Raw genomic sequence first — 13,646 nt, 5'->3', positions numbered from 1 at the left:
TTATGCAAATTAAACATAAGTAATTCATATATATATGCAAAGAAAAGCGATTTAACTCAGCAAACGAAGCGGAAATTTGAGTTAGTTCACAAAGTTCCGTAAAATAAACATTTAGTTACACATATTTTCTTCTTGTAACTCAGTTACGATATTTGTAGCACTTTCAGGCTAGCGAAACGGTTTCATGAATGGAAAGATGCCTGACAGATACAGAAAGACACCAAACTCTCATCAATGGTTTCGTAAAGAATTATTGACGGCAGTGGCAGGTGTCACAAAAAAACCAATGAGGGTAATAAATAATGATGAAGCGTAACATTCTGGCAGTGGTTATCCCTGCTCTGCTGGTAGCCGGTGCAGCAAACGCTGCAGAAATCTATAACAAAGACGGCAACAAAGTTGATTTATACGGGAAAGCAGTAGGTCTGCACTATTTCTCCAAAGATAACGGCGATAACGCTTACGCGGGTAACGGCGACAAAACTTACGCTCGTCTTGGTTTTAAAGGCGAAACCCAGATCAACGATCAGCTGACTGGTTATGGCCAGTGGGAATATAACTTCCAGGGTAACAACTCTGAAGGTGCCGACGCGCAGGCTGGTAACAAAACTCGTCTGGCATTTGCGGGCCTGAAATTTGGTGACGCTGGCTCATTCGACTACGGTCGTAACTACGGTCTGGTATACGACGCAATCGGCGTAACCGATATGCTGCCAGAGTTCGGTGGTGACACCAGCGGCAGCGACAACTTCTTCTCTGGCCGTACCGGCGGTCTGGCGACTTACCGTAACACCGACTTCTTCGGTCTGGTTGACGGCCTGAACTTCGGCGTTCAGTACCTGGGTAAAAATGAGCGTGCAGGTATCCCAACTCGTTCAAACGGCGACGGCTGGGCGACTTCTTTAAGCTATGACTTCGAAGGCTTCGGCATCGTTGGTGGTTACGGCGCAGCAGACCGTACCAACGCACAGCAGGCTCTGTCTCGTGGTACCGGTGATAAAGCTGAGCAGTGGGCAACCGGCCTGAAATATGATGCTAACAACATCTACCTGGCAGCCCTGTACGGCGAAACCCGTAACGCCACCGTTATCGACGGCGGCTATGCCAACAAAACTCAAGATTTCTCAATGGTTGCGCAGTACCAGTTCGATTTCGGTCTGCGTCCATCTATCGCTTATTACAAATCTAAAGCGAAAGATGTTGAAGGCGTGGGCAGCGAAGACTTCATCAACTACGTTGAAGTTGGCGCAACTTACTACTTCAACAAGAACATGTCGGTCTATGCTGATTACATCATTAACCAGATCGATGGCGACAACAAACTGGGCGTGGGTTCTGATGACACCACCGCAGTGGGTATCGTTTACCAGTTCTAATTATTCGACAACTTCTCTGTTGAATATAAGAAAAACAGGGCTTAGGCCCTGTTTTTTTATGCCTGCTAAGTGAAAAGAACCAAGTTGTGAAGTGGGTAGTTTCTTTTTGTAGCAAACGGTTGGCAATTGTGAAAACAGCAGTTAACCTGAGTACGCTTGTCCCTTCGAAATCACAATGGAACCTCGTCATGTTTGAGAACATTACCGCTGCCCCAGCCGATCCAATTCTTGGTTTGGCCGACCTGTTTCGTGCCGACGACCGCCCAACCAAAATTAACCTCGGCATTGGGGTTTATAAGGATGAAACCGGCAAAACGCCGGTGTTGACCAGCGTTAAAAAAGCCGAAGCTTATCTGCTGGAAAATGAAAATACCAAAAACTACCTTGGTATTGACGGTATCCCCGAGTTTGGGCGCTGCACCCAGGAATTGCTGTTTGGCAAAGGTAATGCAATCAGTGATGCAAAACGTGCGCGCACGGCACAAACCCCCGGCGGCACTGGCGCACTACGCGTGGCGGCTGATTTCCTGGCAAAAAACACCTCAGTAAAACGCGTCTGGGTAAGTAACCCAAGCTGGCCAAACCACAAGAGCGTGTTTAATTCCGCCGGTCTGGAAGTTGTCGAATACGCTTACTATGATGCAGAAAGCCACTCGCTGGACTTTGACGGTCTGGTGGACAGTCTGCAAGGTGCGCAGGCAGGTGACGTGGTACTGTTCCATGGCTGCTGCCATAACCCAACGGGTATCGATCCTACGCTTGAGCAGTGGCAGTCGCTCGCAAATATGTCACAGGAAAAAGGCTGGCTGCCGCTGTTTGACTTCGCCTATCAGGGCTTTGCCCGTGGTCTGGAAGAAGATGCTGAAGGCCTGCGCGTTTTCGCAGCAACGCATCAAGAACTGATTGTCGCCAGCTCCTACTCCAAGAACTTTGGCCTCTACAACGAGCGCGTCGGTGCCTGTACTCTGGTTGCCGCTGATGCGGACACCGTAGATCGTGCGTTCAGCCAGATGAAATCTGTTATTCGCGCAAACTACTCTAACCCACCGGCGCACGGTGCTTCTGTAGTAGCAACAATCCTGAGTAATGATGCGCTGCGCGCCATCTGGGAACAAGAGCTGACCGATATGCGTCAGCGTATTCACCGCATGCGCCAGCTGTTTGTGAATACCCTGCAGGAGAAAGGCGCGAACCGCGACTTCAGCTTTATCATCAACCAGAACGGCATGTTCTCGTTCAGCGGTCTGACGAAAGAGCAGGTGCTGCGTCTGCGTGAAGAGTTTGGCGTTTACGCCGTGGCTTCCGGTCGCGTTAACGTGGCGGGGATGACCCCGGACAACATGGCGCCGCTGTGCGAAGCCATCGTTGCCGTGCTGTAAGCAAAAAACATAAAAAAGAGCCGCTGATGCGGCTCTTTTTGCTTTACCAGACCGGTAATTCATCCTGCAAAAATGGGTTATGCAGGCGCTCATAGCCGAGCGTTGAAAGCGGTCCGTGACCGGGAATAAAGGCCACGTCATCCCCCAGCGGCAGGAGCTTGCGTTTGATCGAGTCGATCAGCGCCGCATGATCCCCCTGCGGGAAGTCGCTACGTCCTACTCCACCTTTGAAAATCACATCACCTGAAATCAGCAGGCTCGCTTTATCATCAAAGAAGACGATGTGGCCCGGCGTGTGGCCAGGGCAATGCAGCACCTGCAGGGTGACATTGCCAACCATGACGCTATCCCCTTCGTTCAGCCAGCGGTCCGGCGTCAGCGGCAGGCACTCGTCAAGGCCAAACATGCGGCTCTGTGCGGGCAATCCCTGCAGCCAGAATTCGTCTGCTTTTTCCGGCCCGATAATCGGCACACCGTAATGCTTAGCCAGTTCGGCCGCAGCGCCTACATGATCCAGATGTCCGTGTGTTAACAGGATCTGGCTGACGTTCACGCCTTTATCCGCAACTTCCTGCTTAATTTTGTCTGCCTGGCCGCCCGGATCCACCAGCGCTGCCTGAAGGGTTTCTTCACACCAGAGCAAAGAACAGTTCTGAGCAAAAGCGGTGACCGGAATGATGTGATAATTCATGCTGCTCCATTACCGGCTACTACTGCCGGATTCCGTAGTTTTACCAATGCCTTAACGGCCCGGTATCAATATGCACAAAGTTGCTTCGCGGGTAGTATCCTACACCACCTGCGCGCATAGATAATGCTGCTTTGCGTACATTGCTTAACGAAATCCCTTCAATATGGAAATCCATGGCCTGACCTTTGGTATGGTAGCTTTTTTTGGCCACACCGCGGCTGTGGGCGCGCAGCTCATTGTTGGTATCTAACGAGCGGTAGCCGGAGACAAGCTGAACGGGCTTATTGGTGCCCAGCAGGCCCTGCAGGCGATAGAGTTGGTCGAATAATTTGGGATCGATGGATTTAATTTTATTCGCGCGATAGTCGCGGAAGAAGTGATTAAGTCGAGCTAATTCATCCTGAATATAGCCTCTGCCATCGAAGAACTCGGCCTTTAGCGACTCACCGGTATGGAGATTGTTGAGCGTTAAAATGCGCGGGCGCGGTGTCGAGAGGGTTGCAAACGCCTGCGTCGGTAACAGTGCGGCACCGAAGGCCACGCTGCCTAACGCCAGCAGCTTGCGGCGATTAGCGTCAAATTTGTCCATGATATCCAGGTCTACAGGTAAATAACGGTCGAATAATATGCACTTTGGGCGCACGCCACGCACCTTAACTGCCAAAGAACGGGGAGTCAAGGCGCAGTAAAACCCAAGAAAACCGGGCCCTGCAGAGGGCCCGACTGAGCATTACCACTCTTCCGACAACTAATTCATTAGTATTACTGCATTTACCTTATCAATTGACCGGCTTTTGTGAGGATTTGTGCACCAGATCGCGCCGTGAGATCGTAATTGTAAATATCTGTTCGATACTGGGTACGACCATCTTCACCCACAAAAGCGGTCAAATAGTAGAGGTTGACCGGGATCTTTTGCCGAATGTTCACGTAGCGCGTATTTCCCGCTTTCAGCTGACTTGAAATTCTTGCGTCATTCCAGCCGGCATCTTGCAGTAGCATGTTAGCCAGTTCCGATGCCTTATTGACACGGACACAGCCGGAGCTAAGCGCACGGGCATCTTTCTGAAACAGCGTATGGTTCGGCGTATCGTGCAGGTAGATGGCGTCAGAACTCGGCATATTGAACTTATAAAGCCCTAACGCGTTATGAGCGCCCGGCTTCTGCTGGAAGCGGAACGGCAGATTGCCAGGTGTGATGGTCTGCCAGTCAACGCGGTACGGGTCGATGGCCTCAGCGTTATTGCTCCAGCCGCGCAGCACGCTGTAACCGTGGCGGTCGAGATAGCCTGGGTCCCGACGGACTTTTGGCAGAATATCATTGCGGGCAAGCGTATTCGGCACGTTCCACGGCGGGTTGACCACCACGTTGTTTAGCGCGCTGCTCATCATCGGCGTTTTACGGTCCGGACGCCCGACTATCACACGGGATGCCAGCACTTCGCTGCCGTTCAGGTAGTAGACAAGCGAGTAGTTAGGGATGTTTACCATGATGCCGGTATCAAGCTTATTCGGCAGCAGGCGCAGACGCTGAATATTGAGGGCAACCAGAGAAGCCCGCTGCTGCGGCGTGACATTGAGCCAGTCGCGGGTGAGATGGCCGATAGCGCCATCCGCGCCTAACCCCTGCCATTTCTGAAAGCGCTTCACGCCCTCTACCAGCTCACGGCTGTAGGCACTGCGCACGGCAGTAGCCGATCTCTTTTTCGACCCGGCAGATGCGGCAGGCACTCCTTGCGCATTACCTTCAACGTCACCTTCAACCGCAATGGCGGAAGGGCTTAGCGCTGGGGCAGTGCGGGGATTTGTGCTGTCGTCACCCGGCAGCGGAATAGCTGGCTCGGCCTGCATCATGCCGCTACGGGCGAGGATTTCACGCAGAGCGGGAACGTCATTGCTCCACTGCCCCGGCCTGAGGGTCTCTTTCCCGTTCAGCTGCGGCCACGGACGCGTATCACCAAGCAGATGAACCAGCGAGTCGTGCATATGGGCATACTGCGGATGCTGAGGGGCGAGGGTAGCAACAAAGCTCACCAGCGTGCCCTGATCGATTGCGACCTGCCACTGATTAATAACGGACAGCGGCGCGGTCTGCATTTTGTACGGGGTCGTACTGTATAACCAACGGTTGCCTTCCGTCGGAATGCCCGACACGAACTGAAGGTAACCCATCATGGCATCAGACAGTACGACATCGCGCGCCATACCTGTCACAGACGGATCGGTGAGCAGTTCAACCCACGTCGTGAACTGCGGCTGAATACCAGCGATAGCAAGCTCAGCCAGTTGCTGCTGAAAAGCATGCACCGCGTCGCGGTTCTCCCACATCGGCTTCATATCCCGAGCGGCATAAAACGCGGAAAGTGCGTTGAGATAAACGGGCGTATAGCCGGAAGGTAACTGAGCGATCAACTGTGAACGGCTTTGCGCCGCTGACATCGAGGCGGAATTAAGCGGCATAGTGCCTGCCATCGTCGCCGTTGCCGTCGACTGCGCTAACGGCTCGTCAAGCGCAGTAGGCTGCTCTGCTGTGACAGCGGAGCTGTCTGATGGCACAATGGCAGGTTCTTCCGCCTGCGCCTGTCCTGTAAACAGCGGAGCCATACTGAGCGCCAGGCAATAGCCAATGGCTGACGCTCGAAAACCGTGCAATTTATTAAGCAACATCCCTTGCCCCCTGTTTTACTGTTTTATCGTCACCGGCGTTTCGCCTGGTTCTCTTCTCAGTATATAAACAGTAAAACTCAATTGCCCGCATAAATGTAAAGAAAATTAAACATTAAGATATTGTTGCGATCAAAAAAGCGGACCGTAGTCCGCTGTAATGGATATACCCGCTATGAAGCTTCCGCGTCCCCCATAACCGGCTCAAGTAGTGGAGGGGCAAAGCCTCGCAGGCCCACAACATGCACATGCTCATGGTTGTTAAACACCTTTCGAACCAACTTGTAGGTAGTGCCTTTTTCCGGGCTGATGTTCTCAGGTGCAGCAATAATTAGTTGCATTTCAAGGCGTTCGCACAGCTCAAAGAGCGTGGCGATTGACTTGGCATCCAGACGAGCCGCTTCATCGAGGAACAGCAGGCGGCAAGGGGAGATGTCTTTACCGCGCAGGCGGCGCGACTCCTCTTCCCAGCTCTGCACAACCATCACCAGAATCGACATGCCGGTACCGATCGCTTCACCCGTTGACAGCGCGCCACTTTCCGCACGCAGCCAGCCGTCGGTACCTCGGTTAACTTCCACTTCCATCTCAAGATAGTTGCGGTAGTCCAGCAGCTCTTCACCGATGGTCTGCGGCGTGCGCTGGCCCATGTCAATCTGCGGATTCAGACGCTGGTAAAGCTTAGCCAGCGCTTCCGAGAAGCTCAGACGGTTGCTGTTAAACAGATCCTGATGCGCCTCATGCTGTTCGGACAGCACGTTAAGCAGCGTGGCGTGGGTTTCCCGTACATTCACGTTAAGACGCACGCTGTTAACCTGGCCGAAGGAAACGCTTTGCAGCCCCTGGTTCAGCATGCGGATACGGTTCTGCTCACGCTGAATTGTTTTACGAATAATGTTCGCCACGCTCTTCGTGCTGATAGCCAGCTTCTGTTCGCGTGATGTCAACTCTTCGGTCAGGCGGCCCAGCTCGATTTCCATCTGCTCGATGGCTTCGACCGGGTCGTCTGTGCGGATGATATCCTGACGGATACGCTCGCGCAGATGCTGGTAAACCGCCACGAAGAACTGGATTTTACGCTCGGGGCGTTTTGGATCTTCGGACATGCGCAGCACATCGCGCAGATGTTCGTTGTCCGCCACGGCCAGTCGCAGCGCACCCAGCGCCTTATCCGACATAGAGCGTAATTCGTCGCCGGACTGGTAGGCAAGCTCGCGACGGTGCAGACGACGCTCAACGCCGTTGTCTTTCACCATTCGCATCACGGCGCACCAGCCAGCCTTCGCCGTGACGACCTGCTCACGCATCTCAACGTAGTCACGTTCCTGACGTTTGAGTTTGCGGGTCAGGTTGTCCATTTCCGCTTCACAGTAGGTCAGCGCTTTTTCAAGCTGGTTGCGGCGGGAACGGTTGTTGCTTAGTGCGGTATGCAGTTCGTCACGACGTGCGCGAGCACGTTCTTCCGCGCCAATATCCGCCCGCACGCCGATATCCTGTAGCTCTTTATGCAGATCGTTAAGCAGCTCTTTCTTGGTATCGAAGGAGCTTTTCAACGACGCCATTAGCTGGCTGAACTGGCTGAGCTGCTGGGCGTGGCTACGCAGCGCTTCACGAGAACGGGTACGCTCCGTTTCTGCCTGCGCCAGACGGGCGCGCAGCTTTTCATTCAGGTCGCTGTTGCCGTCCAGCATGGCTGCAGAATCGGAATAACCGAAGTGCGCGCGACGCTGCACAACTTCCGTTAAGGCAAAGGCCTGCTGGCGGGCGTCGCGCTGGATCTGCTGCGCGTACTGATAATCTTCTTTTAACTGTTCGAACTGCTCGGGGTCACTTTGCAGTACAGAGGCCACCGCTTCCAGTTTTGCCAGCTGATTGCCGTGCTGATGAATAAAGCGTGCCGCTTCTTCGGCTTCCATCAGGCGTTCGCGAATTTCGTCGCAGCGGTCTGCAAGGGTTTCATCGCTCAGCAGGCTGATACGCGGCAGCAGGCGGTTAAGCTGAGCTACGCCCTCTTTTGCCTGATCGAACTGCTGACGCTGCTGCTGGTTATCATTCTCATGGCTGCTGATGGCGCGCTCAATTTCGCCGCGGCGAGTATTAAGCTGACGGATCTCCTCTTCCGGATCTTCGTCAAACGCCACGCCCAGATGCTGGCCGATAAAGCGGCTGAACGACTGGTGTAAACGCTGAGATTTCTGCACGTCAAACGACAGCGTAGCGAAGCGTTCTGCCAGCGTTTCACGTTCGGCATGCAGCTTCTCGAGACGGTTTTCACGCGCCGCGCGCCCAAATAGCGGCAGCTCCGGCAAGCGGGAATAGCGCCACTGGCGCTCGGCGGTTTTCACCAGCACCGCGGCATCCATCTCTTCGACGGTAAAGACGCTGTCATCGAAGGACGACGGGTCCCCTTCGATCAGATAAAGGTCTTCCGGGCACTCTTCAAGACTTTCGAGCTGCTCACGAACCAGCGACAAGTCCGGTACCACGATGGCGTGGCGGGACGGGCCGTAAAGCGCAGAGAAGTAAGGCGCATCGTCCAGGCTGATATCGTCATAAATTTCTGACAGCAATACGCCGCCAAACCGTTCGGCCAGCGCGTTCAGACGCGGATCTTCTGCACCGCCCGGCTGGCTGAGGCGTTCGATCTCTTCATCGATAGCGCGTTTGCGGGCACCTACTTCATCGCGTTCAACGGTGACGTCGCGCTCACGCTCAAGCAGCTGCTGCATGTATTCGGTAACGTGCTGGCTGCTTTCAAACTCTTCGTTGCTCTGCTCACACAGCTGGTTAAGGCTGGTCTGCGCGGCAAGCCAGATCGGGGCCCGCAGGCTCAGACGTTTGATTCGCGTCTGAATCTGCTCCTGCTCCTGGCGCAAAGAAACACGCGCTTCGCTGGCGTCAGAGACGCTCTGCTGCAGCGTGGCGATGCGCTCTTCCAGTTCTTCATGGAAAGCTTCGAGATCTTCGGGGTCGAACTGCTTGCCCTGACGCTTGCAGAAATCGGCCAAAAGACGCTCGGCCTCCTGCTGTTCGCGCAGGCGCTGTTCAAGCTCGTTAAGACGCATGCGCAGCGGCTGAACCTGTTCGGTCAGATGACGCTGGCTATTGCTGTCGCGCAGCAAATCGCGCGCGGCAGCCCACGCGTCGCTGCGGCTGACCGGGCCGCTGATCGCGGTAACAAGCTGATAAGCATGCTCAAACTGGCTGTGCGCAGTTTGCGCCACGCTCATTTTTTGTTCCAGCGTCAGCAGTTTTTCCGTTGCTTCCTGTTCTTTCGCCTGGAAAGTGTCCAGCCACTCGTCGGCGCTGTCTGCTGTCAAATCAGGCAGATGACAAACGGCACGGGCACGTTCCAGCGCCTGCAACGCCTGCTGATACTGAATCGCACGGGTTTGCTGCACATCCAGCGCCTGCTGGTAGTCAGCAAGCTGGCTTTTCAGTTCATCCACTTCCAGCTCGGCGGCTTCGGCGCGTGCTTCGTTCTCTTCTTGCTGATCGTGGGCTTCCGCAACGATTTCGTTCTGCTCTTCGAGGCGCATTTGCAGCTCTTCGAGGTCGGTCTCGTAGCGTTCGATTTTTTCCTGCTGACGGATAGCGGTCTGCACCAGGTTCAGGTGGTCGCTGGCGGCCTGGTAATCCGTTTCCAGATCCCCTTCCGCACCGCTGTGTTCAGCCAGCTCACGCGCCATATCAACGTGCTTATACTGTTCAGCGCTTAGCTGCTGACGGCTTACCAGCAGATCGCGACGATACTCGAGCGCTTTATCCAGATGAATACGGCGTTCGTTGGCGTGGCGCATATAGTCCGCTGCCACGTAGTTTGTGGCTTCGGAGATCAGATGCTTAAACAGATCACGATCGGACTGGGTGACTCGAATGGCCTCCAGCGTCATGCGGTTTTCACGCAGCGCGGCTTCCATATCCTGGAAGGCTTTACGCACGCCGCTGTTCTCCGGCAATAGATAGTCGCGCAGGGAGCGGGTGATGGCGCTGGAGATCCCGCCGTACAGCGAAGCTTCAATCAGGCGGTAGAACTTGCTGCGGTCCGAGGCGCTGCGCAGACGACGCGCAACAATGCCCAAATCGAACATCAGCGAGTGGTAGTCGGTAATGGAGTTGAACTGTTTAAACTGGACGCCTTCGATGGCCTCCACCTTATCTTTCAGCTCCGGCAGGCTCAGCACGCGGGCCTGACGCTCGTTGATGGTCTCCGTCAGCAATTCGGTGGGCTGCAGTGAATCTGGCAGCCCCTGAATAGCAAACGGTTTGATATCAACCTTACGGTCGCGCCCGGCAACCTGCTGCAGACGGACGCCAACCAGAACGCGCTCGCCGCGGGAGTTGATCACGTCCAGCGTCGAGTAGCAGACGCCCGCTTTCAGCTTACCGTGCAGGCCTTTATCACGCGAACCGGAAGTCGCACCAGCTTCGGTGGTGTTACGGAAGTGAAGCAGCGTCAGGTCCGGGATTAGCGCGGTAACAAACGCCGCCATGGTAGTGGATTTACCGGCACCGTTACCGCCCGAAAGCGTGGTGACCAGCTCATCTAAATCAAACGTACGCGCGAAGAAACCGTTCCAGTTTATCAGCGTTAGTGAGCGAAACTTTCCGCGATCGATCATTCCTGTTCTTCCTCCGCGTTGTCCTGGATTGTCTGTGGCTCTTCGGCTTCGTCGTTGAGCTGTAAGCGGCTTTCAACAGGCATTGCTTCACCGTCACGAATCATGCGCAGCTGCGCTTCGCGCGGATCGTCACCGGTGCGTACGTCAGCACCAAAGCGGAATACCGATTCTGTAATGCGGAACTTGCTGCTGTCATGCCCCATAAACCAGATCATGCCGAGACGGCGCAGACGAGTAAGGGACGCGCGAACCTTTTCCTGTAGCTTCTGGCGATCGAGATCGGAGCCGGTTGAGCGGTTGTTCACCAGCTTCAGCAGCTTGCTTTCGTCGGCCAGGGTCAGCAGCTCGTCGTACAACTCCTGCTGGGTAAAAATCCCTTCGTTGGCCAGGCGTTCCGGGCTGAGATAGAGGTAGCAAAGGATTTTGCCGACCATCATGTCCAGCTCGGACAAGACCGAGCGCGGAATAAGCGTTGTGGAACGGGGGCGCAAATAGAAGAATCCTTCCGGCGCGCGGATAAGCTCCACGTTGTAGCGGGCGTAGAACTCTTCCAGATAGTCCTGGAAGTCCATTAAAAAGGCATGATTATCCAGCTCGTCGAGGCCGACGTGCCGTCCTGCACGCAGCTGGCTGTCGAGGGCCGGGAATAACGGATTTGCCAGTGCCTGTGCCAGTTTAACCGGCATCACTTTTTCAATATTTGTTGATGACATGCGCCTGTACCTTGGCTCCGTAATCGTTGATTGCCTGCCACTGCGGCGGCAGGCCAGTAAAGTCTGCTTCAGCCACACCGAGGCGTACCGCCTGGTCGACCACGATTCGTGCCACATCAAAATGGCGCGCGCGCGGGTATTGGGTGAGATAGTCACGCATCACTACGCCTAAATCCAGCGGCACCTGTCTGGTTTTGTAAACCTGTAGCGCCGCTTCAATCATGGCCGCCAGCTGTTCGCGAATCTCGTTGAACTCTTCGAATTCCAGATCGGTTGGCAGTTCGCCGGTCACCTCTTCGTCGCGAAGCGTCATCTCTTCGTCACGCATATCCAGCAAACGTTCCGCGCTGGAGTAGGTGAGCGCCCACGGAGCATCGAAGTAGTTCTGTACCGAAACGCGCAGACGCTGGGCGAAGACGCGGTTTTTATCCATGTCGATAGCGGTACGAATGAATTTGTGCACGTGCCGGTCGTAGCCGATCCACAGGTCGATGGCCTGCTGGCCCCAGCTGGTGATTCGGTCGAGCTTGCTTTGCAGGTCGAAGACAAGGCGATCGACAAAGTGCAGGTCGTCGCGCCCCATAGTAGAGTCCTGAATGCGCAGTAAGTTCGCCTGCAGTTTGTCCCCTGCCGCCTCCAGCGTGTCCTGGAGTTCACGCAGGGTACCGGACGTTTCAGAAAGCAGCAGTTCGCAGCTGGAGATAGCCGCGCGCCAGTCTTTGTTCAGCAGCTGGGCGATATCGTCTTTTACCTGCTGCTGCTGTTCGTCCATGATGCGCTGGGTGAGATCGATACTGTCGAAGATCTCTGCCACGGAGTATTTCAGCGGCGCAAACACGTTACGGTGCCAGTGGAACTCATCACCGTTTTCATCGGCGGCATCTGCTGCGCGCTTGAGTTCACCGGCGACGATTGAAAGCTGCATAGAGAGACGCAGCGTAGAGAACTCACGCTGACGTATGTAGTAATCGGTGATACCGATCCCCAGCGGCGTGAGGCGGTAGATTGAATTCCCTTCGTGGATTTCACTGGTAAAGCGGTTGAGCAGACGCTGGCGCACCATGTCGTTAATGGCATTGTTCGCGCGAACGTTAATGGTCTCAGTGGTCTGCTCGAAACCGTCGCTCACGTGGCGGAACGCATCCACCAGCTCCCCTTCACTCAGCTCGCCGTCAAGCCTTTCGCCGTTAAGCGTGGCAACCGCCAGAAGAAACGTCAGGCGTTCCGTTGGCAGCGAGATGGCGAAATCATTTTTCCTGGCCCAGGCAACCAGTTCAGGCACTGTCTGGGAAACATCACTCATAATTTTTCCTTGGCTCAAGCGGCTTGACTGCCGTCACGTGGATATAGCGACCGAGGCTGATAAACGGCTCCTGGCGGCAATATCGCGTTTCAAGTTCAAGCAAATCGTCAAAACCATCGCGTTGTTTGTGCTTGTCTCGCAGGTAATCGTGGAACACCCGCACCCCGGTTTTGCCGGTAATCTGCCAGCCAATTTGCTCCAGCCAGTGATAAACCTGTTCTGGCTGCAGCGGATTGTCAGGCGACAGGGTTTTCCTTTTATTTTTTTTCATGCCCTGCATCACGTATTCGAAGTTGCCCACGAACATATTGCGCATCAGCAGGCCGTTAGCATTGTAGAACATCAGCGACAATGCGCCGCCGGGCGCAAGGCATTCCCACAAAGACTTAAGCACGGCTTGTGGATCCACGACCCATTCCAGCACCGCGTGAAACAATATCAGATCAACCGGGCTTTCCAAATGTTGTCCGATGTCCTGGGCTGCGGAATGTACGAAATGCATGTTGCTGCTCACACCTTTTTCGCAGGCCAGAGCCTGGGCACGAGCGATCATCCCGGCGGAAACGTCGCAGTGGGTGACGCTATGACCCAGTTCGGCCATACGGCAGGCCGTTTGCCCTTCCCCGCCGCCTGCGTCTAATACGCGCAGTTTCTCAGGCATGTTGCTGAGCAAAGCATCGAGATCCTGCCAGAGGATCGCCTGCCGCAGCAGGCCTTTGGTCGTACCATAGATGTTGCGTGAGAACTTCTCGGCAATGTCATCAAAATTGCGGTCACGCACGGGTACTACTCCACGGCTTTTAGGGGTCAGTCTGAGAAAACCGCTATTTTGGCACAGCTTGCACGAGAATGAACCTGGCTGGTGTAATATCAGCAGCGTTTGCCGCCTGGGTGGTTA

The 13,646-nt window shown here is 54.8% G+C and carries 9 protein-coding genes; 2 read left to right on the top strand and 7 right to left on the bottom strand.

Annotated features, from left to right (window positions below):
* The first annotated feature begins 302 nt into the window (after window positions 1–302).
* Window positions 303–1,376 carry a porin OmpF gene (ompF, locus tag ACA108_07735; protein XEX97385.1) on the top strand — a complete coding sequence of 358 codons (1,074 nt, stop codon included), beginning with the start codon at window positions 303–305 and terminating at the stop codon, window positions 1,374–1,376.
* A gap of 188 nt (window positions 1,377–1,564) precedes the next feature.
* The gene (locus tag ACA108_07730) at window positions 1,565–2,755 is read left to right on the top strand and encodes an amino acid aminotransferase (protein XEX97384.1); all 1,191 of its coding nucleotides are present in this window, start codon (window positions 1,565–1,567) and stop codon (window positions 2,753–2,755) included.
* A 43-nt stretch (window positions 2,756–2,798) separates the two neighbouring features.
* On the opposite strand, the gene ACA108_07725 is transcribed toward ACA108_07730, so the two are convergent.
* The 7 genes from ACA108_07725 to cmoM form a co-directional block, all read right to left on the bottom strand.
* Window positions 2,799–3,446 (bottom strand): MBL fold metallo-hydrolase, encoded by a 648-nt coding sequence (locus tag ACA108_07725; GenBank protein XEX97383.1) that lies wholly within the window; start codon window positions 3,444–3,446, stop codon window positions 2,799–2,801.
* 40 nt (window positions 3,447–3,486) lie between these two features.
* The gene (locus ACA108_07720) at window positions 3,487–4,035 is read right to left on the bottom strand and encodes a DUF882 domain-containing protein (protein ID XEX97382.1); all 549 of its coding nucleotides are present in this window, start codon (window positions 4,033–4,035) and stop codon (window positions 3,487–3,489) included.
* Window positions 4,036–4,217: 182 nt separating this feature from the next.
* The gene (gene ldtD, locus ACA108_07715; protein XEX97381.1) at window positions 4,218–6,113 is read right to left on the bottom strand and encodes a L,D-transpeptidase; all 1,896 of its coding nucleotides are present in this window, start codon (window positions 6,111–6,113) and stop codon (window positions 4,218–4,220) included.
* A gap of 170 nt (window positions 6,114–6,283) precedes the next feature.
* The gene (mukB, locus tag ACA108_07710; protein ID XEX97380.1) at window positions 6,284–10,732 is read right to left on the bottom strand and encodes a chromosome partition protein MukB; all 4,449 of its coding nucleotides are present in this window, start codon (window positions 10,730–10,732) and stop codon (window positions 6,284–6,286) included.
* The gene (gene mukE, locus ACA108_07705) at window positions 10,729–11,445 is read right to left on the bottom strand and encodes a chromosome partition protein MukE (protein XEX97379.1); all 717 of its coding nucleotides are present in this window, start codon (window positions 11,443–11,445) and stop codon (window positions 10,729–10,731) included. The genes mukB and mukE overlap by 4 nt, the downstream gene beginning before the upstream one ends.
* Entirely contained in the window at window positions 11,426–12,748 is a 1,323-nt protein-coding gene (gene mukF / locus ACA108_07700; protein XEX97378.1) for a chromosome partition protein MukF, read from the bottom strand. Before mukF ends, mukE begins: the two co-directional genes overlap by 20 nt.
* Complete coding sequence (gene cmoM / locus ACA108_07695; protein XEX97377.1) at window positions 12,741–13,529, bottom strand: tRNA uridine 5-oxyacetic acid(34) methyltransferase CmoM; 789 nt, start codon at window positions 13,527–13,529, stop codon at window positions 12,741–12,743. Before cmoM ends, mukF begins: the two co-directional genes overlap by 8 nt.
* Window positions 13,530–13,646: the final 117 nt, after the last annotated feature.

Origin of the sequence: Dryocola sp. LX212 (assembly GCA_041504365.1) — a bacterium.
In the GTDB taxonomy this organism is placed as follows: Bacteria; Pseudomonadota; Gammaproteobacteria; order Enterobacterales; family Enterobacteriaceae; genus Dryocola.
This window is presented reverse-complemented; position numbering and strand designations above follow the sequence as displayed.